At 69.9% G+C, this 25351-nt stretch carries 28 protein-coding genes; 9 read left to right on the forward strand and 19 right to left on the reverse strand.

The genetic code is table 11. The features are described 5' to 3' along the window. Together A7B20_RS13290 and A7B20_RS13295 are read left to right on the forward strand one after the other, a co-directional pair. The coding region (locus A7B20_RS13290; protein ID WP_157937680.1) for an ABC transporter permease subunit at positions 1-575 on the forward strand (575 nt) is incomplete at its 5' end. After that, positions 562-1254, forward strand: coding sequence for a thiamine ABC transporter ATP-binding protein (locus tag A7B20_RS13295; RefSeq protein WP_102109076.1), 693 nt, complete (start codon positions 562-564; stop codon positions 1252-1254). The genes A7B20_RS13290 and A7B20_RS13295, both read left to right, overlap by 14 nt. Positions 1255-1329: 75 nt before the next feature. On the opposite strand, the gene A7B20_RS13300 is transcribed toward A7B20_RS13295, so the two are convergent. From A7B20_RS13300 to A7B20_RS13350, 11 genes are all read right to left on the reverse strand, one after another. Continuing rightward, positions 1330-2148, reverse strand: a complete 819-nt coding sequence (locus A7B20_RS13300) for a cytochrome c1 (RefSeq protein WP_102109077.1) — start codon at positions 2146-2148, stop codon at positions 1330-1332. A gap of 17 nt (positions 2149-2165) precedes the next feature. Beyond that, positions 2166-3509: a cytochrome b gene (petB, locus tag A7B20_RS13305; protein WP_102109078.1), complete on the reverse strand. Its 1344-nt coding sequence runs from the start codon at positions 3507-3509 to the stop codon at positions 2166-2168. An 11-nt stretch (positions 3510-3520) separates the two neighbouring features. Further along, positions 3521-4081 (reverse strand): ubiquinol-cytochrome c reductase iron-sulfur subunit, encoded by a 561-nt coding sequence (gene petA, locus A7B20_RS13310; protein ID WP_102109140.1) that lies wholly within the window; start codon positions 4079-4081, stop codon positions 3521-3523. A 205-nt stretch (positions 4082-4286) separates the two neighbouring features. Beyond that, the gene (locus A7B20_RS13315; protein ID WP_102109079.1) at positions 4287-5660 is read right to left on the reverse strand and encodes a lytic murein transglycosylase; all 1374 of its coding nucleotides are present in this window, start codon (positions 5658-5660) and stop codon (positions 4287-4289) included. Positions 5661-5771: 111 nt separating this feature from the next. Further along, on the reverse strand, positions 5772-8042 hold the full coding sequence (rnr, locus tag A7B20_RS13320; RefSeq protein WP_102109080.1) for a ribonuclease R: 2271 nt from the start codon (positions 8040-8042) through the stop codon (positions 5772-5774). Positions 8043-8073: 31 nt separating this feature from the next. Next, complete coding sequence (locus A7B20_RS13325; RefSeq protein WP_102109141.1) at positions 8074-8634, reverse strand: TIGR04282 family arsenosugar biosynthesis glycosyltransferase; 561 nt, start codon at positions 8632-8634, stop codon at positions 8074-8076. Positions 8635-8663: 29 nt separating this feature from the next. After that, the gene (locus tag A7B20_RS13330; protein WP_102109081.1) at positions 8664-9086 is read right to left on the reverse strand and encodes a GNAT family N-acetyltransferase; all 423 of its coding nucleotides are present in this window, start codon (positions 9084-9086) and stop codon (positions 8664-8666) included. Continuing rightward, on the reverse strand, positions 9083-10225 hold the full coding sequence (dapE, locus tag A7B20_RS13335; RefSeq protein ID WP_102109082.1) for a succinyl-diaminopimelate desuccinylase: 1143 nt from the start codon (positions 10223-10225) through the stop codon (positions 9083-9085). The genes A7B20_RS13330 and dapE overlap by 4 nt, the downstream gene beginning before the upstream one ends. Positions 10226-10275: 50 nt before the next feature. Then, positions 10276-10635 carry a hypothetical protein gene (locus A7B20_RS13340; protein ID WP_102109083.1) on the reverse strand — a complete coding sequence of 120 codons (360 nt, stop codon included), beginning with the start codon at positions 10633-10635 and terminating at the stop codon, positions 10276-10278. Positions 10636-10726: 91 nt separating this feature from the next. Next, positions 10727-10981 carry a GlsB/YeaQ/YmgE family stress response membrane protein gene (locus A7B20_RS13345; RefSeq protein WP_102109084.1) on the reverse strand — a complete coding sequence of 85 codons (255 nt, stop codon included), beginning with the start codon at positions 10979-10981 and terminating at the stop codon, positions 10727-10729. 111 nt (positions 10982-11092) lie between these two features. Further along, entirely contained in the window at positions 11093-12121 is a 1029-nt protein-coding gene (locus A7B20_RS13350; RefSeq protein WP_102109085.1) for a sodium:calcium antiporter, read from the reverse strand. A gap of 86 nt (positions 12122-12207) precedes the next feature. On the opposite strand from A7B20_RS13350, the gene A7B20_RS13355 reads away from it, so the two are divergent. Further along, positions 12208-12435 carry an N-(5'-phosphoribosyl)anthranilate isomerase gene (locus A7B20_RS13355; RefSeq protein ID WP_102109086.1) on the forward strand — a complete coding sequence of 76 codons (228 nt, stop codon included), beginning with the start codon at positions 12208-12210 and terminating at the stop codon, positions 12433-12435. 141 nt (positions 12436-12576) lie between these two features. On the opposite strand, the gene dapD is transcribed toward A7B20_RS13355, so the two are convergent. Continuing rightward, positions 12577-13401, reverse strand: coding sequence for a 2,3,4,5-tetrahydropyridine-2,6-dicarboxylate N-succinyltransferase (gene dapD, locus A7B20_RS13360; RefSeq protein WP_102109087.1), 825 nt, complete (start codon positions 13399-13401; stop codon positions 12577-12579). A 182-nt stretch (positions 13402-13583) separates the two neighbouring features. On the opposite strand from dapD, the gene A7B20_RS13365 reads away from it, so the two are divergent. Together A7B20_RS13365 and A7B20_RS13370 are read left to right on the forward strand one after the other, a co-directional pair. Continuing rightward, the gene (locus A7B20_RS13365; RefSeq protein WP_102109088.1) at positions 13584-14429 is read left to right on the forward strand and encodes an LOG family protein; all 846 of its coding nucleotides are present in this window, start codon (positions 13584-13586) and stop codon (positions 14427-14429) included. Between the two features lie 49 nt (positions 14430-14478). After that, a complete protein-coding gene (locus A7B20_RS13370) occupies positions 14479-15144 on the forward strand; it encodes a DUF4396 domain-containing protein (RefSeq protein ID WP_102109089.1) in 666 nt (221 codons plus the stop codon). A 40-nt stretch (positions 15145-15184) separates the two neighbouring features. Here A7B20_RS13370 and A7B20_RS13375 read toward each other — a convergent pair whose 3' ends face one another. The 6 genes from A7B20_RS13375 to A7B20_RS13400 all read right to left on the reverse strand — a co-directional run bounded on the left by A7B20_RS13375 (position 15185) and on the right by A7B20_RS13400 (position 19355). Next, complete coding sequence (locus tag A7B20_RS13375; RefSeq protein WP_102109090.1) at positions 15185-15400, reverse strand: hypervirulence associated TUDOR domain-containing protein; 216 nt, start codon at positions 15398-15400, stop codon at positions 15185-15187. Then, complete coding sequence (locus A7B20_RS13380) at positions 15400-16128, reverse strand: gamma-glutamyl-gamma-aminobutyrate hydrolase family protein (protein ID WP_102109091.1); 729 nt, start codon at positions 16126-16128, stop codon at positions 15400-15402. The genes A7B20_RS13375 and A7B20_RS13380 overlap by 1 nt, the downstream gene beginning before the upstream one ends. Continuing rightward, on the reverse strand, positions 16125-17087 hold the full coding sequence (locus tag A7B20_RS13385; RefSeq protein WP_102109092.1) for an amidoligase family protein: 963 nt from the start codon (positions 17085-17087) through the stop codon (positions 16125-16127). Before A7B20_RS13385 ends, A7B20_RS13380 begins: the two co-directional genes overlap by 4 nt. Before the next feature lie 53 nt (positions 17088-17140). Beyond that, positions 17141-18328, reverse strand: coding sequence for a dual-specificity RNA methyltransferase RlmN (gene rlmN / locus A7B20_RS13390; protein ID WP_102109093.1), 1188 nt, complete (start codon positions 18326-18328; stop codon positions 17141-17143). 74 nt (positions 18329-18402) lie between these two features. Then, positions 18403-18681 (reverse strand): hypothetical protein, encoded by a 279-nt coding sequence (locus A7B20_RS13395; RefSeq protein WP_102109094.1) that lies wholly within the window; start codon positions 18679-18681, stop codon positions 18403-18405. A gap of 143 nt (positions 18682-18824) precedes the next feature. Further along, on the reverse strand, positions 18825-19355 hold the full coding sequence (locus A7B20_RS13400) for an invasion associated locus B family protein (RefSeq protein ID WP_102109095.1): 531 nt from the start codon (positions 19353-19355) through the stop codon (positions 18825-18827). 197 nt (positions 19356-19552) lie between these two features. On the opposite strand from A7B20_RS13400, the gene A7B20_RS13405 reads away from it, so the two are divergent. Beyond that, a complete protein-coding gene (locus tag A7B20_RS13405) occupies positions 19553-20545 on the forward strand; it encodes an asparaginase (RefSeq protein WP_102109096.1) in 993 nt (330 codons plus the stop codon). Here A7B20_RS13405 and serB read toward each other — a convergent pair. Then, positions 20542-21432 (reverse strand): phosphoserine phosphatase SerB, encoded by an 891-nt coding sequence (gene serB / locus A7B20_RS13410; protein ID WP_102109097.1) that lies wholly within the window; start codon positions 21430-21432, stop codon positions 20542-20544. The genes A7B20_RS13405 and serB overlap by 4 nt on opposite strands. A gap of 242 nt (positions 21433-21674) precedes the next feature. Here serB and A7B20_RS13415 point away from each other — a divergent pair, with 242 nt between their 5' ends. The 3 genes from A7B20_RS13415 to A7B20_RS13425 all read left to right on the forward strand — a co-directional run bounded on the left by A7B20_RS13415 (position 21675) and on the right by A7B20_RS13425 (position 25313). Next, entirely contained in the window at positions 21675-22829 is a 1155-nt protein-coding gene (locus A7B20_RS13415; RefSeq protein ID WP_102109098.1) for a phosphoserine transaminase, read from the forward strand. Positions 22830-22925: 96 nt separating this feature from the next. Beyond that, positions 22926-24521: a phosphoglycerate dehydrogenase gene (gene serA, locus A7B20_RS13420; RefSeq protein WP_102109099.1), complete on the forward strand. Its 1596-nt coding sequence runs from the start codon at positions 22926-22928 to the stop codon at positions 24519-24521. Between the two features lie 57 nt (positions 24522-24578). Further along, complete coding sequence (locus A7B20_RS13425) at positions 24579-25313, forward strand: metallophosphoesterase (protein ID WP_102109100.1); 735 nt, start codon at positions 24579-24581, stop codon at positions 25311-25313. The last annotated feature ends 38 nt before the right edge of the window (positions 25314-25351 follow it).

Raw genomic sequence — 25351 nt, forward strand, 5'->3', positions numbered from 1 at the left:
CGGTGACGCTGGCGCTGGCCCTGCCGCTGGCCCTGGCCGTCGCCGCGCTCCAACACCGCCCGCACCTGGCCCGGGGGCTCGAGGCGGTGGTCTATCTCTCCGTCGCCACCTCGCCCCTCGTCATCGGCACCGGGCTGTTCCTGCTGATCTTTCCCCTGGCCGATCCCGTGGCGCTGGCCCTTCCCGTGACGGCACTGGTCAACGGGGTGATGAGCCTGCCCTTCGCCCTGCGCGCCCTCGTCCCCGCCGCAGTCGAGACCGAGGCGCGATTCGGGCCGCTGGCCGACAGCCTGGGAATGACCGGCGCGCACCGCCTGCGCCAGCTGACCATGCCGCGCCTGCGCCGCCCGCTGGGGTTCGCCGCGGCGCTGGCGGCGGCGCTGTCGATGGGGGATCTCGGGGTGATCGCCCTCTTCGCCGATCCGACCGAGGCGACGCTGCCGCTCTACCTCTATCGCCAGATGGCCGCCTACCGCAGCGGCCCGGCCGAGGGGGTGGCGCTGCTGCTGCTGGCGCTCAGCCTTGCCGCCTTCTGGCTGCTGGACAGGGGAGGGCGCGTCGATGCTGACGCTTGAGCGGCTGGTGCTGGCGCAGGGCGACTTCCGCCTGGCCGCCGACCTCGAGGTTCCCACGGGCGCGCGGGTGGCCGTCATGGGGCCGTCCGGCGCGGGCAAGTCGACGCTGCTGGCGGCGATCGGCGGCTTCTTCGCGCCCGAAAGCGGGGCGATTCGCTGGCGGGGCCAGGACATCACCGCCGTTGCGCCGGGGCAGCGGCCGGTCAGCACGATCTTCCAGGACAACAACCTGTTTCCGCACCTGACGGTGGCGCAGAACGCCGCCCTCGGCATCCGTCCCTCGGGGCGGCTCGAGGGGGCGGAGCGGGCAAGGGTGGAGGACAGCCTGACCCGCGTCGGGCTGGCGGGCATGGGCGCGCGTCGGCCCGGCAACCTGTCGGGCGGGCAGCAGAGCCGCGCGGCGCTGGCGCGGATGCTGCTCCAGGCGCGGCCCGTGGTGCTGCTGGACGAGCCCTTCGCGGCGCTCGGGCCCGCGCTCCGGGCCGAGATGATCGCGCTGGTCGCGGCGCTCTGCGACGACACGGGCGCGACGCTGCTGATGGTCACCCACGACCCCGGCGACGCCGCGGCGCTTGGCGGCGGGCTGATGCTGGTCGCCGACGGCACGGTCCATGCGCCTCGGCCGGTGGCCGAGGCGCTGGAGCATCCCACCGAGGCCCTGCGCGCCTATCTCGGCTGACGCCCCCACCCGCAACGAAAAAGGCGCACCCCGCGGGATGCGCCTTCGTCTCTTCGGGCCGTCAGGCCGCGGCGATCACTCCGCCGGCGTCTGCCGCCGCTCGGGGTGCTTCACCGGCGCCCAGATCCGCTTGTTGGTGAAGTAGAGCAGCGCCGCCAGCAGGGCGAGCATCATCACGCCGACGAAACCGGCCTGCTTGCGCGCCATCAGCTTCGGCTCCGCCGTCCACATCAGGAAGGCCGAGACGTCCGTCGAGATGCTGTCCAGATCGTTCGGAGCGCCGTCGGCGAACTCCACGTCCTCGCCGTAGAGGGGCTGGGGCATCGCGATCCAGCCGCTCGGGAACGCGGTGTTCTCGTACAGCGTGGTGCCCGCCTGTTCCCTCGTCTCGCCCGTATAGCTCGTCAGGATCGCGTGGATGTACTCGGGGCCGCCGATGCCCTTGAAGAACTGGTTGATCCCGAGGCCATAGGGGCCGTGGAACCCGGCGCGGGCCTTCGCCATCAAGGTCAGGTCCGGCGCGTTGGCCAGCGAGCTCTTGTTGAAGTGGTCGGTCGGGGTGGCCGGGCGGAAATCGCCCGCGCCGTCGGCCAGCGACTGGTCGAACACCTCGAACCCGGCGGCATAGGCGCGCACCTGGTCCTCGGGCAGGTCCGGCCCGCCCTCTTCGCCCAAGGCGCGGTAGGTCAGGTACTGGAGCCCGTGGCAGGCCGAGCAGACCTGGGTGTAGACCTGCAGGCCACGCTGCAGCTGGTTCCGGTCGTAGGAGCCGAACGGACCGTCGAACGAGAAGTCGACGTTTTCGATGTGGTGCCCGCCTTCCTCGGCGGCCAGCGCCGCCCCGGAGGGCAGCGCCAGCGCGAGGATGGCGGCGGTGGCGAGATGCTTCAGCATTGTCGTGCGGTCCTTTCTCACTCGGCCGGGTTCACGAGGGTCTTGGAGCCCCCGGTCTTCGGCGCGTAGTGGGCGTTGAAGTCTTCCTCGATCGTCGCGGGCTGCGGCAGCGGCTTCTCGATGACGCCGAGCAGCGGCAGGATCACGAGGAAGTAGGCGAACCAGTAGGCCGCCGCGATCAGCGAGATCGTGGCATAGGGTTCGGTCGTCGGCTGCGAACCGACCCACATCAGCACCATGAAGTCGAACACCAGCAGGGCGAACCACCACTTGAACATCGGCCGGTAGCGGCCCGAGCGCACCGACGAGGTGTCGAGCCAGGGGGCCAGCGCCATCACGATGATCGAGCCGAACATCGCCAGCACGCCGAAGAACTTGGCGTCGATAATGCCGCCGGTCACGAAGCTGGCGATCTGCACCACCCAGACGTCCGCGGTGAAGGCGCGCAGGATCGCGTAGAACGGCAGGAAGTACCATTCGGGCACGATGTGCGCGGGCGTCGCCAGCGGGTTCGCGGGGATGTAGTTGTCGGGGTGGCCGAGGTAGTTCGGCATGAAGCCGACGACCGCGAAGAACACCGCGAGGATCACGGCCAGCGCGAACAGGTCCTTCATCACGAAGTAGGGCCAGAAGGGCAGGGTGTCCTTTTCGGCTTCCGCACGGGAGGTCCGGCGCACCTCGACCCCGGTGGGGTTGTTGTTGCCGGTGGTGTGGAAGGCCCAGATGTGCACGATCACGAGGCCCGCGATGATGAAGGGCATCAGGTAGTGCAGCGAGAAGAAGCGCGTCAGGGTGTAGTTGTCGACGGCGGGTCCGCCCAGAAGCCAGGTCTGAAGCTCGGGGCCGATGAACGGGATCGCGCCGAACAGGCCGGTGATCACGGTGGCGCCCCAGAACGACATCTGCCCCCAGGGAAGGACGTAGCCCATGAAGGCGGTGCCCATCATCAGCAGGTAGATCAGGATGCCGATGATCCAGGTGATCTCGCGCGGCTCCTTGTACGAGCCGTAGTAGAGGCCGCGGAAGATGTGCGCATAGACCGCCACGAAGAACAGCGAGGCGCCGTTGGCGTGCATGTAGCGCAGCATGAAGCCGCCGTTCACGTTCCGCATGATGTGCTCGACGCTCGCGAAGGCGAGCGAGGTGTCGGGCGTGTAGTGCATCACCAGGACGATGCCGGTGACGATCTGCAGCGCCAGGCAGAAGGTCAGCACGATGCCCCAGATCCACATCCAGTTGAGGTTCTTGGGGGTCGGGATCATCAGGGTGTCATAGAGAAGCCCTGCGACCGGGAGGCGCTTGTAGAGCCACTTCTCGCCGCCGGTCTTCGGTTCGTAATGATCGTGGGGGATACCAGCCATTTAAGCCTCCGTTATCCGAGGACGAGGGTGGTGTCGCCGTCGAACCGGGCGACGGGGACGGCGAGGTTGCGCGGTGCGGGGCCCTTGCGGATCCGTCCGGCGGTGTCGTAATGCGAGCCGTGGCAGGGGCAGAACCAGCCGCCGAAGTCGCCCGCGTTGCCCAGCGGCACGCAGCCGAGGTGGGTGCACACGCCGATCATCACCAGCCATTCCTCGGCACCCTGCATCGCGCGGTTCTCGTCCGTGGCGGGGGCGCCTGCGGGCAGGTTCGCGTTCTCGGCGTTGGGGTCGGTCAGGGACGAGACGTCGACCGCCTTCGCCTGCTCGATCTCGTCGGGGGTGCGCTTGCGGATGAAGACGGGCTTGCCCAGCCACTTCACGGTCAGCTGCGTGCCTTCCTCGACCGCGCTCACGTCCACGCGGATCGAGCTCAGGGCCTGCACGTCGGCCGAGGGGTTCATCTGGTTCACAAGCGGCCAGACGGCGGCCCCTGCGACCACGGCGCCGGCACCTGCAGTGGCGAAGTACAGGAAATCTCGGCGCGTGCCTTGTGGATCTTCTGCGTGAGACACGGCATTCTCCATTTTCTTGCCCGTTGCCGGGAACACATCAGGGGGGCGCCGTCCCGGGCGCCCGATAAACCCGTGTCTTAGCGTCGCGGGGCGGGTTGGTCCAGCGGACAAAGCCGCGCAGGAGCCGCGGTTTAACGGCAATTTCCGGCAGGATGCGCCGCGCGGCGGCGCGGGCCGGGGCCGCGGGCGCCGCGCGGCTGCCGCCTCAGCGCAGCTTCTCGAGGATGGCGAGCGAGGCATAGCCGTCGGGCGCCTGCCCGATCGCGCGCTGGAACGACCGCACCGCCTCGATGGTCAGCGGGCCGATCTTGCCGTCGATCCCCTTGGTGTCGAAGCCCTGCGCCGTCAGCCGCCGCTGCATCTCCTTCCGCTCGTCGAAGGTCAGCGCCCGGTCGCCCCTCGGCCAGGCTGCGCGAATCGGTGCGCCGCCCGCGATCCGGTCGGCCAGGTGCCCGACCCCGATCACGTAGGCGTCGGCTGTGTTGTAGCGCTCGATCACCGCGAAGTTCGGAAAGACGAGGAACGCGGCCCCCTGCGCCCCGGCAGGCAGCAGGACCGAGGCGCGGGCGTGGTCCCTGACGGGTTTCCCGTCGACCCCCACAACGCCCAGCTTCGCCCATTCCGAGGGCAGCTTGGTCACGTCGCGCCGCGCCGAGGCATAGTCGAACCCCTTCGGCAGCGTCACCTCGACCCCCCAGGGCTGCCCCTTCGTCCAGCCGTAGCGCTTCAGGTAGGCGGCGGTGGAGGCCAGCGCATCGGCCGGATCGTCGCCCCAGATGTCGCGCTTGCCGTCGCCGGTCAGGTCGACGGCATAGGTCAGGTACGAGGTCGGGATGAACTGCGTGTGCCCCATGGCGCCGGCCCAGCTGCCGGTCATGCCGCGCGGCGCCACGTCGCCGCTCTGCAGGATCTTCAGCGCCGCGACGAGCTGCGATTCGAAGAACCGCCCGCGCCGCCCGTCATAGGCGAGCGTCGCCAGCGACTGCACCACGTCGTTGCTGCCCTTGAAGGTGCCATAGGCGCTTTCCAGCCCCCAGATCGCCACCACCACCTCGCGGTCGACGTCGTATCTCGCCTCGATCCGGTCCAGCGCCGCCTTCTCGCGCGCCAGCGCCGCCTTGCCGTTGGAAACGCGCAGGTCCGATACCGCGGTGTCGAGGTAGTCCCAGATCGTCTTGGTGAACTCGGACTGGTTGCGGTCGCGCTCGATGACGGCGGGGTCGTAGGTCACGCCCTCGAAGGCGCGGTCGAAGACCGTGCCCGAGATCCCCTGCGCCAGCGCCCGGCCGCGGAACCGGGTCGCCCAGGTGTCGAAGCCGCGGGCCTTGCGTGCAAGCTGGGCGTCGACGGCGGGATCGGGCGCGCCCTGTGCCGGCACGACGGAGGAATCGGGCCGGGCGCGCGGGCGCATGGCGGGGACGGCGCGGGCCGGGCCTTCGGTCAGGCGCGGGGTGCGCGGCGCGTTGGCGCGGATCTCGAGGATCGAATGCGCGCTGAGCGAGGCCGGAACCGGCGTCGCACCGGCAAGGCCCGTGCCAAGCCAGAGAATCGCGGCGGACAGGGAAACGATCGGTCGCATGGGGTCACCTTTGGCTGCTCGGGGGGTGATCTTGGGGGCGAGCCTAGCGGATCGGGCCCCGGGCGCAAAGGGCAGCGGTGCCGCACGGGCAGGCTGCCGCCAACACCCGCCTCAGCTGCGCTTGCGCGTCACCTTGCGCTTGGCCTTCGCCGCCTTGGCCCGCGCCTTCGCCACCTTGCGCGGCGGCCCCCGTCGGCCGCGCCCGGAGGACGGCCCGCGGGCGATGCTGTCGCCGTTCACCTCCAGCAGCTCCAGCACAAGGCCGCCCGTCACCGGCACCGCCTCGGTCAGCCGCACCAGCACCCGGTCTCCGAGCGAGATCGTCAGCCCGCTGTCCGACCCCATCAGCGTCTGCGCCTCGGCGTCGAAGTGGAAATACTCCGCCCCCATCGAGCGCACGGGAATCAGCCCGTCGGCCCCCGTCTCGTCCAGCCGCACGAAGGCGCCGAACTTCTGGATGCCCGAGACGCGGCCGCCCAGCTCGGTCCCCACCCGCTCCGACAGGTAGGCGGCGAGGTAGCGGTCGGTGGTGTCGCGCTCGGCCGCCATCGACCGCCGCTCGGTGTCGGAAATCTCCTTCCCCGTCGCCTCCAGCCGCTCGATGTCGTCCGCCGACAGCCCGTCCTTCTGCGGATCGGGCCCCCAGCGGTGCGCCGAGATCAGGCCGCGGTGCACGATCAGGTCGGAATAGCGGCGGATCGGCGAGGTGAAATGGGCATAGTTCCGCAGCGCCAGCCCGAAATGCCCGAAGTTCTCGGGGTGGTAGTAGGCCTGGGTCATGGCGCGCAGGGTCGACATGTTCAGCAGCTCGTCGAAGGCGGTGCCCTCGGCCTGGTCCAGCAGCCGGTTCAGGTGCTTCGTCTGCAAAACCTGGCCCTTTGCCAGCGTCATGCCCGAGGCCTGCGCCACCTCGCGCAGCGCTTCGAGCTTCTGCGGGCTCGGCTCCTCGTGCACGCGGAACAGCAGGGGGGTGCGCCGCTTCTTGAGCTCCTCGGCGGCGGCGACGTTGGCCAGCACCATGAACTCCTCGATCAGCTTGTGGGCCTCCAGCCGGTCCTTGAACGCGACCGAGTCCACCCGCCCGTCCTGCCCCAGCACGATCTGCCGCTCGGGCAGCTCCAGCCCCAGCGGCTGCCGCTCCTCCCGCGCCCGCGCCAGCGCGTGGTAGGCGGCGTAGAGCGGGGCGATCACCGTTTCGACCATGGGTGCGAGCCGCCCGGACGGCGCGCCGTCCTGCGCCGCCTGCACCTCCTCGTAGGTCAGCGAGGCGGCCGAGCGCATCATCGCCCGCTCGAACCGATGCGACAGCTTCCGCCCGTCCTCGGAAATCTGCATCCTCACCGCGATCACCGGCCGGTCGATCCCCTCGTGCAGCGAGCAGAGGTCGCCCGACAGCACGTCGGGCAGCATCGGCACCACGCGGTCGGGGAAATAGGTGGAGTTGCCGCGCTTCCGCGCCTCCCGGTCCAGCGCCGAGCCGGGGCGGACGTAGTAGGCGACGTCGGCGATGGCGACCCACAGGATGTGGCCGCCGGGGTTCTCGGGATCGGTGTCGGCCTCGGCATAGCAGGCGTCGTCGTGGTCGCGGGCATCGGCGGGGTCGATGGTGACGAGCGGCAGGTCGCGCAGGTCGGTGCGCCCCTTCATCGTCGCGGGCTTCGCGCCTTCCGCCTCGGCCGTCACGTCGTCGGGGAAATCGTCGGGGATCTCGTGCTGGTGGATCGCGATCAGCGACACGGCGCGCGGTCCCGTGGGATCGCCGAGCCGCGCCAGCACCCGCGCGCCGGGCAGGCCCAGCCGGTTCTTCGGCCCGGCCAGTTCCGCCTCGACCAGCTCGCCGTCCTTCGCGCCGTGGGTCGCGCCGGGCGCCACCCGCCACTCGCGGTCCGACCCCTTGTCGATGGGCACGATCCGCCCGCCCTCTGCGGCCTTGCGGAACACGCCGAGGATCTTGCGCGCCCCCGTCTGGATGCGCCGGATCAGCCGCGCCTCGTAGCGGTGCGCCTCGTCCTTCACCTCCGACAGCCGCGCGAGGATGCGGTCGCCCTCGGCGAGCGCCGGGTCGCTCTGGCGCAGCACCAGCAGGATCTTCGGCTCGGGCCCGTCGCCCTGCCACTCCATCGGCCGCGCGAAGAGGTCGCCGTTCTCGTCCGGCCCCCTCACGCCCAGCACCGACACGGGGGGCAGCGCATCGGGGTCGCGGTAGGTCTTGCGCCGCTTATGCAGGTGTCCCTCGGCCTCCAGCTCCTTCAGGAGCCGCTTCAGGTCGATCCGCGCGGCCCCCTTCACGCCGAAGGCGCGGGCGATGTCGCGCTTGGCGGTCTGGGTGGGATGGTCGGAGATCCATTGCAGGATCTCGGATTTCGTGGGGATCTGGCTCATGTCCGCTGGGTATCACGCACGGCGGGGGGCGTCACCGGGAATCGGGCAGGTCGGCGGCGGTGTCCACGTCGCTAAGCGTCGCGGCGCGCCCCCAGGACAGCTCCGGGGCCGAGGCGAGCGTATCGGCCAGCGCGTGGGGCGAGGACCAGCGCACGCCCCGGAACAGCCACGGCGGCGGGGCGGCCGTGCGCTTCAGTCCGACCAGCCAGTAGCCGCCGTCGGTCGCGGGGCCGAGCACGGCGTCGTGCCGTCCAAGCTGCGCGAAGGCGTCGGCGATCCGTGCCCGCGTCATGCCCGGAATGTCAGCCCCCACCACCAGCACGGGCCCCGGCGCGGGATGGCGCAGCAGCCGCAGCATCCGCGCGCCCAGGTCGCCCCGCCCCTGCGGGATGCGCGGCAGGTGCGCGGGCCAGATGCGGCTGGCGAGTCCCTCCCGGTCCGGGGAGACCGCAAGGTGCAGCCGCCAGCGCGGATCGTCCAGCCGGGCGAGCAGCGTCAGCGCCTGCCGCCGGAACCACCACGCGGCCGCCCCGGTGCCGATGTCGCGCGCGAGCCGCGTCTTCACCCGGCCCGGGCGCGGCTCCTTCACCATGACGATCAGGTGGCGCGCCCGCCGTCCGGTCAAATCGGCAGGTCCATGTCCCGGTGCGGCACCGTCCCGTCAAGGTACTCCGGCCCGTGCGCGACGAAGCCGAACCGCTCGTAGAACGGAAGCGCGTGCACCTGCGCGCTGACCCGCACCACGGACAGCCCGCCCCGCTGCCGCAGCTCGTCCAGCGCGGCTAGGATCAGCCGCGCGCCAAGTCCGGTGCCGCGGTGCGAGGGCAGGACGCAGACCCGCCCGATCTTGCCCACGGTCCCGTCGACATAGGTCCGCGCCGTGCCGACGGGGCGACCGTCGTCCGTGGCCAGCAGGTGAGTGCAGACGGGATCGAGGTCGTCGAACTCCTCGGCCTCGCTGAACCCCTGTTCCTCCATGAACACGGCGCGGCGCAGCGCATGGCACGCGGCAAGGTCGTCGGTCGCCGCGATCCTTTCCGTCATGCGAAATAGTCCTTCAGGATCCGCCCGTAGATCGTTTTCAGCTGGTGGATATGGGCGACCTCCACGCATTCGTCCGCCTTGTGCATGGTGCGCCCGACCAGCCCGAACTCGACCACCGGGCAGAGATCCTTGACGAAGCGCGCGTCCGAGGTGCCGCCCGTGGTCGACAGCACCGGCGTCACGCCGGTCTCGGCCTCCACCGCGCGCCCGACCAGATCGGACAGCGCGCCCGGCGGGGTCAGGAAGCTTTCGCCGGTGATCTTCGTCTCGATGCCGATGCGGATGCCGGTGTCCTTCGCGACCGCCTCCGTCTCCTCCCTGAGCCAGCCGATCAGGCTCTCGGCGCTGTGGGTGTCGTTGAAGCGGATGTTCACCGTGGCGCGGCAGGCGCCGGGGATCACGTTGCTGGCGGGGTTGCCGGTGTCGACCGTGGTGATCGCCAGCGTCGAGGGATCGAAGTGGTCGTTGCCGCGATCGAGCTCGCGCGAGGCGAGCCGGTCCATCAGCCGCATCATCGCCGGAAGCGGGTTCTTCGCGCGGTGCGGATAGGCGGAATGACCCTGCACCCCCGTCGCGGTGAAATAGGCGGTGACCGAACCGCGCCGCCCGATCTTGATCATCTCGCCCATGGTGTCGGGGCAGGTCGGCTCGCCCACCAGGCAGACGTCCATCCGCTCGCCGTTCGCGGCCATCCAGTCGAGGATCGCGGCCGTGCCGTGGACCCCGTCCGCTTCCTCGTCGCCGGTGATCGTCAGCACCACCGCCCCGTCCGGCGGGGTGTCGCGCACGAAGTCGATGGCGGCGGCGGCAAAGGCGGCCACGCCCGATTTCATGTCGCAGGCGCCGCGCCCGTACATCACGCCGTCGACGATCTCGGCCCCGAAGGGATCGTGCGTCCAGTCCTCGCGCGGGCCGGTCGGCACCACGTCGGTGTGGCCGTTGAAGCCGAACACCCGCCCGTTGCCGAGGCCGCCCCAGCGGGCATGCAGGTTGGCGATGCCGCCCCGGTCGGTGCGGGTGCAGGTGAACCCGGCCTCGCTCAGCAACCGGTCCAGAAGCGCGATGGCGCCGCCTTCCTCCGGGGTGACCGAGGGGCAGCGGATCAGGTCGGCGGTGAGGGCGGCGGGATCGACGGACATGGGCGGGCTCCTTGCAGGCGCCATAGCGATAGCGCCGGCGCCCGCGGGGCTCAACCCGCGTCGGAGTCGCGGCCGGAGTCCGGGGTGTCGTAGAAGGGGGTCATCTGGACGACGATCACGCTGTTCTCGGCCAGCGCCCGGTCCATCAGCGACCGCTCCTCGTCGTCGATGTCGTGCCCCTCGGCCAGCCGCTCCTCGAGCGTGCCGTAGCCCGAGACGTCGAGCGGCGCCATGTCGGCCTGCTTCAGGATCGCGACCGTCTCGCGCACCGCCTCGGCCTCGTCGACGCCGGAGGCATAGATCATCAGCGCCGCGCCCGTGGCGCCCTTGGGCAGCCCGTCGCCCGCCTTGCGCCCGACATCCACCAGAAGGGTGAAGACCTGCTGTCTGTTCTTCCGGTCTCCGGACATGATCGGGGCCCCCGCATCGAAGTGCGCATTGCACCTGCGATGGACGGGGGCCCCTGTCAAGCCGTTGCAGCGGGGTCTGCCGCGGCGAAGGTCAGGTCTTGCGGCGTACCAGGCGGCCGACCCAGATCAGGATGCAGGCGCCGATGAAGCCGATAATCAGCTGGCCGATCCAGCCGCCGAGCGTGGCGCCGGTCAGGGTCAGCAGGATGAAGTTCAGGACGATCGCGCCGACGATCCCGAGGATGATGTTCATCAGAAGCCCCATGTTGGACTTCATGAATTGCTCGGCGAGCCACCCGGCGATGCCGCCGATGATGATCGCTGCAAGCCAGCCTACACCAGTCATTTCCGTATTCCTTCCGTTCCGGTGCGCCCAACCATCGGGCGCGTCGGGAAGCCAACGTCGCGAGGGGCCGCGGCGTTCCACTTCCCCGTGATCGCCCGCGCGATTTCCCGCTCAGCCGAAGACCTCGACACAGAGGGCGGCGCCGTAGGTTCCGGCGATGGCCACGCTCTCGATCCCGATCCGCGCCGGGCCGCGCCGCTGCCGCAGGATCAGCCCGGCGAGCAGGATCGCCGTCATCAGCAGCCCGGTGCCGAGCCAGTAGAGATCCCCCGGCTCCACCGCATGATAGAGCGAGCCGTCGCGGTAGGCGACGTCGGAGGCGACGAGGAACAGCGTGTCGAAGGTGTTGCCGCCGATGATCCCGCCCACGGCCAGCTGCAACGCGCCCCGCCGCACCGCGACGAGGGTCGTGACCAGTTCCGGCAGCGAGGTGACGACGGCGGTGATGAGCGAGCCGACGAGGCTCGACGTCAGGCCGAAGCGCGAGATGAAGGCGCCGCCGACCTGGCTGATGACCCAGCCGCTGACCCCCATGACGGCGACGAGGGCGGCGAAGCGCAGCGCGGGGCCGAGCACGGGGCGGTTCTTCTCCTCCTCGTCCTCGGGTTCGTCGGTGCGGGTGTCGTCGGTCTGCACCGGCTTCCACATCGGCGCCTCCCGGACCTCCGAGGCGGTGCGCGTGCCCCAGACATAGGCGAGGAACAGCAGGACCGAGACGGGATGCACCCCGAGATAGGACAGGTCCGGCCCGGCGACGGCGCAGAGCGGCAGCGACAGCAGGATGATCAGCATCACCGCCTGGAACAGGTTCGCAGGCTCGGCCGCCGCGTGTTCGAGGTTCGCGCGCTTGTGCAGCAGGTCGGCCACAGCGAGGAACAGCGTCTGAGCCGCGATGCCGCCGACCGCGTTGGCGAAGGCGAAGCTCGCATCGCCGCTGAGGGCCGCGTCGACCGAGACGACGACCCCGGCAAGCGAGGTTGCGCCGCCCAGGATCAGCCCGCCCGCCATGGCCTCGCCCATGCGGGTGCGGTCGGCGAGGATGTCGGCCAGGCGCGTGGCGCGGATCGACGCCGCGATCACGGCGGCACCGGCGACGGCGAAGACGGCCAGAAGCCAGAACAGCGGCAGGTCAGAGATCACGGGGCAGGTCCATCGCGGGGACAACTCGGCCGCGCCGGATCGGTTTCCGAAAGGATCGGTTAACCATCCTCTGCCACAGCTTCGCCATGGCCCTGCCCGCCTATCTCGCCCCGGAGCATTTCCTCGCCGATCTCTTCGCGGCCAAGGCGGCCCGGCAGGGCGGCGTGATCCGCCGCAAGCGCCGGGACATCGAGCGGTTTTACGGCGTGGAGGCGTTCCTGGAAGAGATGCGCCGCCGCGGCTTCGGCGTGGTGGAGAACGCGGGACAGTTCGTGATCTTCTGCAACCAGGAGCCGATCAAGCGCCTCGCGTGACGTCCGGGGCCCGCTCTTCTGAAGAAAAGCGGGACGGAATTCTGGAGAATTCCGTTCGCCCCGCGCCGGAGGTCGGGCCCCGGGAGCCGCTTTTCTCGAGAAAAGCGGTGCGGACTTCTTCAGAAGTCCGCTTCCCCGCCCTCAGTCGCGCAGAAGCTCGTTGATCGCCGTCTTCGAGCGGGTCTTCTCGTCCACCCGCTTCACGATCACCGCGCAGTAGAGGTTGATGCCGTTCCTGCTCGGCATCGACCCCGCGACCACGACGGAATAGGGCGGCACCTCGCCGTACATCACCTCGCCGGTCTCCCGGTCGACGATCTTGGTCGACTTGCCGATGAACACGCCCATGCCGAGGACCGAGCCCTCGCGCACGATGCAGCCCTCGACCACCTCCGAGCGGGCACCGATGAAGCAGTTGTCCTCGATGATCGTCGGGCCGGCCTGCATCGGTTCCAGCACGCCGCCGATGCCGACGCCGCCCGAGAGGTGCACGTTCCTGCCGATCTGCGCGCAGGAGCCGACGGTCGCCCAGGTGTCGACCATCGTGCCGGAATCGACATAGGCGCCGAGGTTCACGAAGGAGGGCATCAGCACCACGCCCGGCGCGATGTAGGCCGAGCGGCGCACGACGCAGTTCGGCACGGCCCGGAAGCCCGCCGCGCGCCACTGGTTGTCGCCCCAACCCGCGAACTTGCTGTCGACCTTGTCCCACCAGCCGCCGCCCTGGGGCCCGCCGGCCTGCTGTTCCATGTCCTTGACCCGGAAGCCCAGCAGAACCGCCTTCTTCGCCCACTGGTTCACGTGCCACGCGCCGCTCTCCTGCCGCTCGGCGACGCGCAGCGACCCGGAGTCGAGCGCGTTCAGCGTGGCCTCGATGGCCTCGCGGGTCTCGCCGCCGGTGGCGGGGGTGATCTGGTCGCGGGTGTCCCAGGCGGCTTCGATGGCGGCTTCAAGATCCTGGCTCATGGGCGTCTCCGTTGCTCGGCTGCGGCTGATGTCGCGCTGTCATAGGCAGTTCGGACCCGCCGCGCAATCCGCCGCGCCCGCCCTGTTCCCCGCCGCCTCCGCCCGCTATAGAGGCGCGGAGGCGCCCCCGCGCCTCGGTGCGGTCCCTCTCCGGGGCCGACGCGACCAGCAGGAGCCGCTCCATGACCGCAGACCACCGCTCGGCCTTCCGCGACGCCCGGCAGGACATCGACACCGCCAAGGACATTCCCGATACCGCGCAGACCCGCGCGCCCTCCTATGCGCTGGCCTTCGCGGACAACGATTTCCTGGCCCGCGAGGAGCTGCGCCCGGTGCGCCTGCAGCTCGAGCTGCTGAAGCCCGAGATGATCCTGTCGGACGCCGGCGTGGTCTCGACCGTCGTGCTGTTCGGCGGCGCGCGGATCCTGGCTCCGGGTGCGGCGGGGCCCGGGGTGGCGCCGGGGCTGAAGGCGCTGGCGGGCTTCTACGACGAGGCGCGCCGCTTCGCCGCGCTGATGACCGAGCGGTCGCTGGCCGGGGGCGGGACCGAGGGCGTGATCGCCACCGGCGGCGGCCCCGGCGTGATGGAGGCCGGCAACCGCGGCGCGGCCGAGGCGGGCGGTCGCTCGATCGGGCTGAACATCGTGCTGCCCCACGAGCAGGCGCCGAACGAATACGTCACCCCCGACCTCTGCTTCAACTTCCACTACTTCGCGATCCGGAAGATGCATTTCCTGATGCGCGCCAAGGCGATCTGCGTCTTCCCCGGCGGCTTCGGCACGCTCGACGAGATGTTCGAGGCGCTGACGCTGATCCAGACCGGCCGCATGGACGCGGTGCCGGTGCTGCTGTTCGGCCGCGCCTTCTGGGAGGGCGTCGTGAACTGGGAGGCGCTGGCGGAGGCGGGGACGATCTCGGCCAGCGACCTCGACCTGTTCCGCTTCGTCGAGACGGCGGAGGAGGCGGTGGCGGCCATCGACGCCTGGCAGGCGCCGGAAAAGCGCCGCGCGGCCATTCCGGGGCGTTGAGCGGAACCCCGCGCCCATCGGATCGCTTTCCTCCGCAAGGAGGGACCGCATGACCGCAATCCAGACCATCGCCGCCAACCCCTGGTTTCTCGTCCTCTGGGCCGTGCTCATGGTGCCGAGCGTCGTGATCCTGATCCGCGACCTCCGGCAGAACAACACCCACCTGATGTCGCTGATGAAGGTCGTCTGGGTGCTGACGGTGATCTACTCCGGCCCGCTCGGCCTTGCGATCTACTGGCTGACCGGGCGCAAGGAGATTTCCGACGACCACCTCTGGCGGCGCGGCTTCCGGTCGGTCGCGCACTGCTATTCCGGGTGCGGCATGGGCGAGATCGTGGGGGTCATCCTGGCCGCCGCGCTGTTTGCCGGGGCGAACGTGGCGACGGCGGTGACGACCTTCATCCTTGCCTATATCGCCGGAGTGGCCCTGACCGTGGGGCCGCTGATGCAGGACGGCGTGGCCTTCCCGACCGCCTTCAAGGACGCGCTGATCTCGGAGACGCCGAGCATCGCGGTGATGGAGATCGTCGCCATCGGCACCGACCTGCTTCTCGCCGGGAAGGCCCATATCGGCGAGGTGCTGTTCTGGTCCTCGATGGTGATTTCGCTGACAGCCGGCCTGGTCGCGGCCTATCCGGTCAACGTGCTGCTGCTGAAGTTCGGCGTGAAAGAAGGGATGATGGATCCCCGGATGACGGACCACGAACACGGCTGAGGAGAAGGAGCGCCGGAAGCGGCGCCCCCGGTTCCCGCGTTCAGGCCTTCTTCAGCTCGGATCCCGACTTCAGCACCTCGTCGCCGTCCTCCTGCTCGATCAGGTAGGCCGGATCGTCGTCCGAGGCGTCGCGGGTCACTTCGCTTCCCTTGATCTTCTTTGTGATCTTTTGTGTGTATTTCTTCACCACCTTGCCGGTCCCGGTGCCGTTGCCCCAGGACCACTGGACCTTCGTACCTTCGCTGTAATCGGACATCACACTGCCTCCTGCGTTTCCTGGATCTCGCGTACCGCCGCGCTCTGGTTCACCCCCTCGCGCCGCGCCGCGGCCGCGCAGACGAGGGCGCGGAACAGGGCCCGCTGCCGGTGGGCGTAGAACAGGTGTTCGGGGTGCCACTGCACGCCGATGGCGACCGGATCGCTGGTGCGCTCGATCGCCTGGATCATGCCGCCCTGGTCGCGGGCGCTGACCCGGAGGCCCTGGCCCAGCCGCTCCACCGCCTGGGAGTGCAGCGCGTTGACCTTCATCGGCGCGGTCCCCGCCAGCCGGGCCAGCCGGGTGCCGGGTTCGACCTGCACCACCTTGCGCGGCAGGATCGTCCAGTATTTCCGGCTTTTCAGGTAGGTGCCGTAGGCGTCCTGGTCGAGGTTGCCGCCAAGCGCCACGTTCAGCATCTGCGAGCCGCGGCAGATTCCGAGGATCGGCTTGTTCTGCGAGAACGCCTCTTCCACCACCCGTCGCTCCATGTCGTCGCGGGCGGGATCCAGCGTGGCGCTGGTGATCAGCTTGCCGCCATAGAGGTCGGGCGAGATGTCGTCGCCGCCGCCGATGATGACACCGTCGACGTCGTTCACGTCCGAGGGCCGCGTGGCGACCCAGCGGACGGCTTGCCCGCCCGCCAGCCAGACGTTGAGGCGCATCAGGGGAAAGACGCGCCAGCCCGATTTCCGCGAGGTGGTCACGCCGATGACCGGTCGGCTCATGCGGGGATCCGGGCCGCGTCGTGATCGCGCAGCACGTCGCCGCAGACGTGGGCCCAGGAGGGGCGCAGCAGCGCCGTCTGCTCGCGGTTGTGGCGCCATGCGTCGCGCAGCGCCGCCATGAGCGCGGCGTCCCCCGCCACCTCCTCGATATGCCGCCAGTCACGCCAGCTGTCGTCGAGCGACCAGTCGGGCTCGTCGATGCGGCAGTCGGGCAGGCGATAGTGGAAGGTCGGGCGCACCGCCTGGTCCTTGCCCATCTTCGCCTTCACGCGCGGCTCGTCGATGTGGGCGAAGGCGGGCAGCATGTCGAGACCATAGTTCCGGCTGGCCGCGTGCTTCAGATAGATGTCGATGGCCGTGTCGATGTCGGGATCGCTGCCGAGCCCGACCAGCGCATCGACCAGCGCCGCCGGGTAGGGGTCGGTGAAGGGCAGCAGGCGGCGGGTCGGGTCGATCGGGTTGGTGTCCCGGATCCAGGCTTCGAGCAGGGCGTAGGAGACCAGGGGACCGACCACGTCGCGGGCCGAGGTGCTGGCGATCTCCGGGTTCAGGTGCACCCCGAAGCCATAGAGCACGCCCGCCCCGGTCCCGAGCGCGCCCGCCTCGCGCAGCTTCTCGCGGCAGCGGTCCAGCGTCACCAGCCCGTCGCGGTCCAGCGGCGGGCTCACGATCTCGACCGGGACGAGGTCGCGCCCGGCGTCGAGCACCGCGTCGCGCAGGGCGCTTTTCGTGGCGTCGCGCAGGAAGATGTCGAGATAGACCTCGATGTCCCCGAGTTCGGTGCCCTCCACCAGCCACTTCACGCTGTCGGTCTGCCGCGCAATGCCGCCCAGCACATCGGCCACGCACTTGGCCGTCTGCGCCTCGTCGAGGCCGGCGAGCTCGATCTCCACCCCCGTCTTGCGGGGGGAACTGTCGGACGTCTCGGGGCGGGGCAGGGGGGCGAAGGGCTGTGTCATAGAACTCGGAACGTGGCCCGGTGCCTCCGGTTCCCGGACCGGCCCGAAATCCTTCACGCCTGCGGCGCTTCGCCCACCGCGCGGCGCGGCTTGCGCGCCCGCTCGCTCTCGGATTTCAACTGTCCGCAGGCGGCCATGATGTCCTCTCCGCGGGGCGTGCGGATGGGCGAGGCATAGCCCGCCTTGTGGATGATGTCGGCGAAGGCGCGGATGCGGTTGTTCGAAGACCGCTGGTAGGGCGCGCCGGGCCATTCGTTGAACGGGATCAGGTTGATCTTTGCCGGGATGCCGCGGATCAGCTCGATGAGCCGTCGCGCGTCGTCGTCGCTGTCGTTCACGTCCTTCAGCATCACGTATTCGAAGGTGATCCGCTCGGAGTTCGACAGCTTCGGGTAGGCGCGCAGCGCCTCCAGCAGCGCGGCGATGTTCCACTTCCTGTTGATCGGCACCAGCCTGTCGCGCACCTCGTCCGTCGTGGCGTGGAACGAGACCGCCAGCAGGCAGCCGATCTCTTCGGCGGTGCGCGCGATCTCGGGCACCACGCCCGAGGTCGACAGTGTGATCCGGCGGCGCGACAGCGAGATCCCCTCGGGATCCATCGCGATCTTCATCGCGTCGCGCACCGATTCGAAGTTGTAGAGCGGTTCGCCCATGCCCATCAGCACGATGTTGGACAGAAGCCGCGTCTCGTCCTTCGGGTTGCGTCCCGGCGCGGGCCATTCGCCAAGGTCGTCGCGCGCCAGCATGATCTGGCCCACGATCTCGGCCGCGGTCAGGTTCCTGACCAGCCGCTGGGTGCCGGTGTGGCAGAACGAGCAGGTCAGCGTGCAGCCGACCTGCGACGAGATGCACAGCGTGCCGCGCCCCTCCTCGGGGATGTAGACGGTTTCCACCTCGTGGCCGCCCGCGATCCGGACCAGGTACTTGCGCGTCCCGTCGGACGAGAGATGCCGCTCGACCACCTCGGGCAGGGTGATGGCGAACCGCTCTTCCAGCAGGGCGCGGTAGGGCTTGGCGAGGTTCGTCATCGCGGCGAAGTCGCGCACGCCCTTCTCGTAGATCCACTGCCACAGCTGCCCGGTGCGCATCTTGGCCTGATGCTCCGGCGTTCCGGCGTCCAGCAGCGCCTGCTGCATCTGCGGCCGCGTCAGCCCGACAAGATTGACCCGCCCCGACTCGTCGGCCGCCACCTTGCGGGGCAGGGTCAGGACATCTTGGGTGATCGGCGCTGTGGCGGCCATGGCGCGAAACCTCCGGGGTTTGGGGACAGCCCCGTATATGGGAGTTTCGGGCGGATTACAAAGGCCGCGCGCAGTCAGCCGCTTCCCCGCTCGGTCCGGTCCCGTCGCCGCCCGGCGAGCTCGTGCAGGTCGGTGGCGGGCAGGTCGGCGCTGCGCGGCGGTCCGGACCGGCCGAAGGCGGCGCGCGCCACGGTGATGACCACCGCGATGACAAGGCCGATCGCCACGCAACCGAGCAGGAGATAGAGCGGCGGCGGCGTGGTGCAGGGGTCATCGGTGAGGGACCGCAGAAAGCGGACGAACGCCCCCTCGGGCTGGACGCAGGTGAGGACGGTTCCGACGTCTGGGGTCATGGATGTGGCGCGCCTTCTCCTTCGAGAGGGAGCAGACCCGCGGAATCCGGCGGAATTGTGGCGGTCCGGGATTCGCGGGGGCGGTCAGCGGCCGGGCCACCATGGCGGCCCGGACAGGCGACGGCCGCGACGGACGGTCCGGCTCAGCTGTTGCAGCGCTTCGCGGCTTCTTCCATCGCCGCCGTGAACCCGAAGAGCGAGAACGTGTCCTCGGTCTGCGTCCCGCGGGCCGAGCGGGCGGTCAGCACCGCCTCGGAGCCGCGCCGCAGGGCGGCGACGATCTTGGCATCGTCCGCGTCCGAGGCCGGCCAGGCCCATTCGCCGTCGACGAACAGGTCGAACACGCTGCCGCCCACGTCCATCTTGACGGTCGATCCCTCGGCGAAGGGATAGCCACCGGTGAACGACACCTCGCCGTCGGCGCCCGATCCGGGGCGAAAGCTGACGAACAGCAGGATGTCGCCGCGGCGCACCGAGACCACGCGCCCATCCTTGGTGTTCACGGTCTGCTTGGGGCTCGACACGCCCCAGCACTCGGTCGGCTCCTGTTCGACGAACACCGCCCAGGCGGTTTCGACGGCCACGCGGTTGGTGGATTCCGTCTGTGCGATCACGCCCGTCGCCGCCAGTGCGAAGATGCCTGCCGCAAAGATGCCCTTGAAATGGGGTCTCATGTCAATCCCAGCCTCCAGCTGCCTCTGCCTCGCGGAAATTCCGTATCCGGTCCTTCTGTGCAGACCTTGTGGCGATACGCATCCCTTTACCTCATTGCCGGGCGACTTTAACGGTAAAAGGCGTGTCAGTGAAAGCCCCCAAGGCGGAAAATCGCCGAGGTGTGAAAGGAAATTTCGTGAAGTTATCAGCTGTTCCCATGGTCGAAGTCTGGCGCGGTCCGCTGCTGGAATCGGTCCATGCCGGCCATGCCGTCGTCTGCGGCGCCGATGGCGACATCCTCGCGGCCTGGGGCGATCCCGACGCGGTCATCTATCCGCGGTCGTCCTGCAAGATGATCCAGGCCCTGCCGCTGGTCGAATCCGGCGCTGCCGCCGCGAACGGGCTTGCCTCGCGCCACCTCGCGCTCGCCTGCGCCTCGCACCAGGGCGCGCCGCTGCATGTCGCCGAGGTGACGGCCTGGCTGAAAGCCATCGGCAAGGCCGACCGCGACCTGCGCTGCGGTACCGAGATCTCGCGCGACGACGACCTGCGGATCGCCATGATCCGCGCCGACGAGGCGCCCTGCCAGATCCACAACAACTGCTCGGGCAAGCACACGGGCTTCCTGACGCTCACCCGCCACCTCGGTGCCGGGCCGGAGTACGTCGATCCGTCGCACCCGGTGCAGAAGGCCGTCCGCGCCGCCCACGAGGAGGTGACGGGGATGGAGAGCCCGGGCTTCGGCATCGACGGCTGCTCGGCCCCGAACTTCGCCACCACCGTGCATGGCCTGGCCCGCGCGATGGCGGCCTTCGCCGCGGCCCGGAAGGGGCAGGGGGCGCGGGCCGACGCGATGGAGGCGCTGAGGAACGCCATGGCGGCGCACCCCGAGCTCGTCGCGGGCGAAGGGCGCGCCTGCACCGAGCTGATGCGCGCCATGGGCAAGGGCATCGCGATCAAGACCGGGGCCGAGGGCGTGTTCGTCGGCATGCTGCCCGAGCAGCGGATCGGCTTCGCGCTGAAGATCGCCGACGGCGCCACCCGCGCCTCGGAATGCGCCACCGCCGCGCTGCTCTCGGCGCTCGGCGTGCTCGACCGTTCGGGCGCGGCCGCGCGCAAGAGACTCGACGCGCCGATCCTGAACCGCGCCGGGCTGGAGGTGGGAATGGTCCGCGCCGCGCCGGGTTTCGCCGACAGGGCGATCGCCTAGGCCGGCTCAGGCGGCGTGGCGAACTCCGTCCGCGCATAGCCTTGGAGGTAGAGCAGCGCGGTCAGGTCGCCGTGGTTGATCCTGAGCTGCGCCTGCGCCGCCACGGCGGGCTTGGCATGAAGCGCCACGCCCGCCCCCGCCGCGCCCAGCATCGCCAGGTCGTTGGCCCCGTCGCCCACGGCCAGCACCTCCGCCGCCGCGAGGCCGAGCCGCTCGCAAAGGTCGTTCAGCGCGTCGAGCTTCGCCTGACGGCCGAGGATCGGCTCGGCCACCGTGCCGGTCAGCTGTCCGTCCCGCACCAGGAGCGTGTTCGCCCGGTGCTCGTCGAACCCCAGCCGCGTGGCGATGGCGGAGGTGAAGGCGGTGAACCCGCCCGACACAAGCACCGCCCGCGCCCCGTTCGCCTTCATCGTCGCCAGCAGCTCCGGCCCGCCCGGCATCAGCGTGATCCGCTCGGCCAGCACCTGGCCGATTACCTCCTCGGGCAGGCCCTTCAGAAGCCCCACACGCTCGCGCAGCGCGCCCTCGAAATCCAGCTCGCCGTTCATCGCGCGCGCGGTGATCGCCGCCACCCGCGGGCCGACCCCGGCGGCATCGGCCAGCTCGTCGATGCATTCCTGCCGGATCATCGTGCTGTCCATGTCGGCCAGCAGCAGCCGCTTGCGCCGCCCTTCGGCAGGCTGGATCGCAAGGTCCACGCCCTGCGCCTGGAGATCCTGCCACACCGACTTGAAATTCGCGGGACGCTCCGCCACGGGAACCTCCGCCGCCTCGTCCGGCGCGAGCCACTGGACGGCGCCCCCGCCCCAGGCGTTGCGCAGGGCGTCGGACAGCGCCGGATCGAGCGACGGACGGTCGGGAGAGGTCAGGAGAGTGACGGCGTACATCGGCAGGGCCCCTTCGGTTGTGCGGACTGAAAACCACGCAGGCGGCGGTTTGACCAGTGGGCGAAAGGACATTCCCGCCGCGCGCCCCGAAGTTTCCGATCGGCTCAGCGGAAGACGCGCCAGCGGCACTTCGCGCGCCTTTCGCGGCATTTTGCGCCTTGCCGACCCTGCGGCGCCCGCGTATCTGCGACGGCGGGACACCCCTCCCCAACGAGGGGCATATATCTGAGAGGATACCAGTGATGGTGACCGCTATCCCGGCCGCGCGGCCGGTCAATCCGCGTTTCTCCTCCGGCCCCTGCGCCAAACCCCCCGCATACCACCTCGACAAGCTGAACGGCGCCGCGCTCGGCCGGTCGCACCGGGCCGCCATCGGCAAGGCCAAGCTGCTTGCCGCGATCGAGGGCACGCGCGAGATTCTCGGCATCCCCGCCGACTACCGCATCGGCATCGTGCCCGCGTCCGACACCGGCGCCTTCGAGATGGCGATGTGGACCATGCTGGGCGAACGCCCGGCCGAGATGGTGGCCTGGGAAAGCTTCGGCGCGGGCTGGGTCACGGACGTGGTCAAGCAGCTGAAGATCGAGGCGACGGTGCACGAGGCGCCCTATGGCGAGATCGTGGACATGGCGGCGCTGAACTGGGATCACGACGTCTGCTTCACCTGGAACGGCACCACCTCCGGCGTGCGCGTGCCGAACGGCGACGTCATTCCGGCGGACCGCCAGGGCCTCAGCCTCTGCGACGCCACCTCGGCGGCCTTCGCGCAGGACCTGCCCTGGGACAAGCTGGATGTGACGACCTTCTCCTGGCAGAAGGTGCTGGGCGGGGAAGCGGCGCACGGGATGCTGGTCCTCAGCCCGCGGGCGGTCGCGCGGCTGGAAAGCTACACCCCCGCCTGGCCCCTGCCGAAGATCTTCCGCCTGACCAAGGGCGGCAAGCTGATCGAGGGGATCTTCAGGGGAGAGACGATCAACACGCCGTCGATGCTCTGCGTCGAGGATTACCTGGTAGCGCTCGACTGGGCGCGCTCGGTCGGCGGGCTGAAGGGCCTGATGGCGCGGGCCGACGCCAGCGCGCAGGCGATCGCCGATTTCGTCGCAGGGCACGACTGGATCGACTTCCTGGCGCAGGATCCGGCGACGCGCAGCAACACCAGCGTCTGCCTCACCTTCTCGACCCCCGAGGGGATCGACGGCGCCGCCTTCGCGAAGGCGGTGGCGAAGCGGCTGGAAGGGCAGGAGGTCGCCTTTGACGTCGGCGCCTACCGCGACGCGCCTCCGGGCCTCAGGATCTGGTGCGGCGGCACGGTCGAGACCGCCGACGTCAAGGCGCTCTTGCCCTGGATCGAATGGGCCTACCACGCCGAGCTCGACGCCGCCCGCGCCACCGCCTGACCGCAGGATGGGTGATATCACCCATCCTGCCCGACCCTTCCCCGTGCCGCATCCGCGCGCACGCCGTTCCCCATCTTCCGCAGAGGAGCGCCAGACATGGCCCCCAGAGTCCTGATTTCCGACAAGCTGTCGGACGCCGCCGTGCAGATCTTCAAGGATCGCGGCATCGACGTCACCTTCGACCCCTCCATCGGCAAGGACAAGGAGAAGCTCCTGTCCGTCATCGGCGAGTACGACGGCCTTGCCATACGCTCGGCCACCAAGGTCACCGCCAAGGTGCTGGAGGCGGCGAAGAACCTCAAGGTCATCGGCCGCGCCGGCATCGGCGTCGACAACGTCGAGATCCCGGCCGCCTCCAAGAAGGGGGTGATCGTGATGAACACGCCCTTCGGCAACTCGATCACCACCGCCGAACACGCGATCAGCCTGATGATGGCCGTCGCCCGCCAGATTCCCGAGGCCAACGCCTCGACCCACGCCGGCAGGTGGGAGAAGTCGCGCTTCATGGGGGTCGAGCTGACCGCCAAGACCCTGGGCGTGATCGGCGCGGGCAACATCGGCTCGATCGTCATCGACCGGGCGCAGGGGCTGCACATGAAGGTGATCGCCTACGATCCCTTCCTGTCCGAGGAGCGCGCGGCGCAGCTGGGCGTCAGGAAGGTCGAGCTGGACGAGCTGCTGGCAAAGTCGGACTTCATCACCCTGCACGTTCCGCTGACCGACAAGACCCGCAACATCCTGTCGGCCGCGAACATCGCCAAGCTGAAGAAGGGCGTGCGGGTCATCAACTGCGCCCGCGGCGGGCTGGTGGACGAGGCGGCGCTGGCCGAGGCGCTGAAGTCGGGCCATGTCGCGGGGGCCGCCTTCGACGTCTTCGCCGAGGAACCGGCGACGAACTCGCCGTTGTTCAACCTGCCGAACGTCGTCGTCACCCCGCATCTCGGCGCCGCGACCACCGAGGCGCAGGAGAACGTGGCGCTGCAGGTGGCCGAGCAGATGTCGGACTACCTGCTGACCGGCGCGGTATCGAACGCGCTGAACATGCCGAGCGTCACCGCCGAGGAGGCGATGGTCATGGGGCCATGGCTGAAGCTGGCGGGCCACCTCGGCAGCTTCGTCGGGCAGATGACCGACGAGCCGATCGAGGCGGTGAACGTACTCTACAACGGCATGGCGGCCGAGATGAACACGGCGGCGCTGAACGCGGCGGTGATGGCCGGGATCATGCAGGCCGCGAATCCCGAGGTGAACATGGTCTCGGCCCCGGTCATGGCGAAGGAGCGGGGGATCGAAATCTCGACCACCACGCAGGGCAAGACCGGCATGTTCGACGGCTACATCAAGCTGACCGTAGTGACCGGCAGGCGCGAACGTTCCATCGCGGGCACCGTGTTCAGCGACGGCAAGCCGCGGTTCATCCAGATCAAGGGCATCACCATCGACGCCGAGATCGGCGAGCACATGCTCTATACCACGAACCACGACGAGCCGGGGGTCATCGGCGCCCTCGGCCAGACCATGGGCGAGAACGGCGTCAACATCGCCAACTTCACCCTCGGCCGGTCGGATCGCGGCAAGGAGGCCATCGCGCTGCTCTATCTCGACGAACAGCCGCCGAAGGCCGTGCTCGACAAGCTGCAGGCGACGGGGCTGTTCCAGTCCATCCGTCCCTTGCAGTTCACCATGGCCTAGGGTTCTCTGGCAACGCCGCCCCGACGGGGCGGCGTTGCGCCCATCGGAAGGAAGACGATGACGATCTATGCCATCGGCGACATCCACGGCCAGCGCGGGATGCTCGAGGCCGCCCATGCCCGGATCGCGGCCGACAGGGCCGAGCATGGCGCGCCGGACGCGCCGGTGGTGCATCTCGGCGACCTGACCGACCGCGGGCCCGACAGCAGGGGCGTGCTGGACTTCCTGATCGGCGGCATTGCCGCGGGGCGGCCCTGGATCGTGCTCAAGGGCAACCACGACCGTATGTTCGCGGGCTACCTCGACGATCCGCTCTACCACGATCCCGGCCTGCGCGCCGGGTTGCCCTGGTTCGACCCGCGGCTGGGCGGCGCGCAGACCCTCGCCTCCTACGGTGTCGCCGATGCCGCCGCACGCCCGGTGCCCGAGGTCCATGCCGAGGCGCTGGCGAAGGTGCCCGCGGCGCACCGCCGTTTCCTGGCCGGGCTCGACACGATGCACGTGACGCCGGAACTGGTCTTCGTCCATGCGGGGATCCGCCCCGGCGTACCGCTCGAGTCCCAGGCCGAGACCGATCTCGTGTGGATCCGCACCGGCTTTCTCGACGATACGACCGACCACGGGCGCCTCGTCGTCCACGGTCACACGGCGCTGGAGGCGCCGCAGCACTTCGGCAACCGGGTGGACCTCGATTCGGGCGCCGGTTTCGACCGGCCGCTGACGGCGGCGGTGTTCGAAGGGCGGGACTGCTTCGTGCTGGAGGCGGAGGGGCGGCGGCCGCTGCTGCCCTGAGCGGCGCGCGCCGGAGAGACCGCCTTTCGGGCGGTAAC

This window comes from Oceaniglobus roseus (assembly GCF_002869745.1).
Classification (GTDB): Bacteria; Pseudomonadota; Alphaproteobacteria; order Rhodobacterales; family Rhodobacteraceae; genus Oceaniglobus; species Oceaniglobus roseus.

What these genes read in the sequence shown, in the direction of transcription:
- A7B20_RS13370 (WP_102109089.1), top strand. Translation starts at nt 14,479, where the DNA reads ATGACCGCAATCCAGACCATCGCCGCCAACCCCTGGTTTCTCGTCCTC.
- A7B20_RS13405 (WP_102109096.1), top strand. Translation starts at nt 19,553, where the DNA reads ATGGTCGAAGTCTGGCGCGGTCCGCTGCTGGAATCGGTCCATGCCGGC.
- A7B20_RS13415 (WP_102109098.1), top strand. Translation starts at nt 21,675, where the DNA reads ATGGTGACCGCTATCCCGGCCGCGCGGCCGGTCAATCCGCGTTTCTCC.
- A7B20_RS13345 (WP_102109084.1), bottom strand. Translation starts at nt 10,981, where the DNA reads ATGACTGGTGTAGGCTGGCTTGCAGCGATCATCATCGGCGGCATCGCC.
- dapE (WP_102109082.1), bottom strand. Translation starts at nt 10,225, where the DNA reads ATGTCCGTCGATCCCGCCGCCCTCACCGCCGACCTGATCCGCTGCCCC.
- A7B20_RS13300 (WP_102109077.1), bottom strand. Translation starts at nt 2,148, where the DNA reads ATGCTGAAGCATCTCGCCACCGCCGCCATCCTCGCGCTGGCGCTGCCC.
- A7B20_RS13330 (WP_102109081.1), bottom strand. Translation starts at nt 9,086, where the DNA reads ATGACGGAAAGGATCGCGGCGACCGACGACCTTGCCGCGTGCCATGCG.
- A7B20_RS13325 (WP_102109141.1), bottom strand. Translation starts at nt 8,634, where the DNA reads ATGGTGAAGGAGCCGCGCCCGGGCCGGGTGAAGACGCGGCTCGCGCGC.
- A7B20_RS13365 (WP_102109088.1), top strand. Translation starts at nt 13,584, where the DNA reads ATGACCGCAGACCACCGCTCGGCCTTCCGCGACGCCCGGCAGGACATC.
- dapD (WP_102109087.1), bottom strand. Translation starts at nt 13,401, where the DNA reads ATGAGCCAGGATCTTGAAGCCGCCATCGAAGCCGCCTGGGACACCCGC.
- A7B20_RS13400 (WP_102109095.1), bottom strand. Translation starts at nt 19,355, where the DNA reads ATGAGACCCCATTTCAAGGGCATCTTTGCGGCAGGCATCTTCGCACTG.
- A7B20_RS13380 (WP_102109091.1), bottom strand. Translation starts at nt 16,128, where the DNA reads ATGAGCCGACCGGTCATCGGCGTGACCACCTCGCGGAAATCGGGCTGG.
- A7B20_RS13385 (WP_102109092.1), bottom strand. Translation starts at nt 17,087, where the DNA reads ATGACACAGCCCTTCGCCCCCCTGCCCCGCCCCGAGACGTCCGACAGT.
- A7B20_RS13425 (WP_102109100.1), top strand. Translation starts at nt 24,579, where the DNA reads ATGACGATCTATGCCATCGGCGACATCCACGGCCAGCGCGGGATGCTC.
- rnr (WP_102109080.1), bottom strand. Translation starts at nt 8,042, where the DNA reads ATGAGCCAGATCCCCACGAAATCCGAGATCCTGCAATGGATCTCCGAC.
- A7B20_RS13295 (WP_102109076.1), top strand. Translation starts at nt 562, where the DNA reads ATGCTGACGCTTGAGCGGCTGGTGCTGGCGCAGGGCGACTTCCGCCTG.
- A7B20_RS13355 (WP_102109086.1), top strand. Translation starts at nt 12,208, where the DNA reads ATGGCCCTGCCCGCCTATCTCGCCCCGGAGCATTTCCTCGCCGATCTC.
- rlmN (WP_102109093.1), bottom strand. Translation starts at nt 18,328, where the DNA reads ATGGCCGCCACAGCGCCGATCACCCAAGATGTCCTGACCCTGCCCCGC.
- A7B20_RS13315 (WP_102109079.1), bottom strand. Translation starts at nt 5,660, where the DNA reads ATGCGACCGATCGTTTCCCTGTCCGCCGCGATTCTCTGGCTTGGCACG.
- serA (WP_102109099.1), top strand. Translation starts at nt 22,926, where the DNA reads ATGGCCCCCAGAGTCCTGATTTCCGACAAGCTGTCGGACGCCGCCGTG.
- A7B20_RS13340 (WP_102109083.1), bottom strand. Translation starts at nt 10,635, where the DNA reads ATGTCCGGAGACCGGAAGAACAGACAGCAGGTCTTCACCCTTCTGGTG.
- petB (WP_102109078.1), bottom strand. Translation starts at nt 3,509, where the DNA reads ATGGCTGGTATCCCCCACGATCATTACGAACCGAAGACCGGCGGCGAG.
- A7B20_RS13375 (WP_102109090.1), bottom strand. Translation starts at nt 15,400, where the DNA reads ATGTCCGATTACAGCGAAGGTACGAAGGTCCAGTGGTCCTGGGGCAAC.
- A7B20_RS13395 (WP_102109094.1), bottom strand. Translation starts at nt 18,681, where the DNA reads ATGACCCCAGACGTCGGAACCGTCCTCACCTGCGTCCAGCCCGAGGGG.
- serB (WP_102109097.1), bottom strand. Translation starts at nt 21,432, where the DNA reads ATGTACGCCGTCACTCTCCTGACCTCTCCCGACCGTCCGTCGCTCGAT.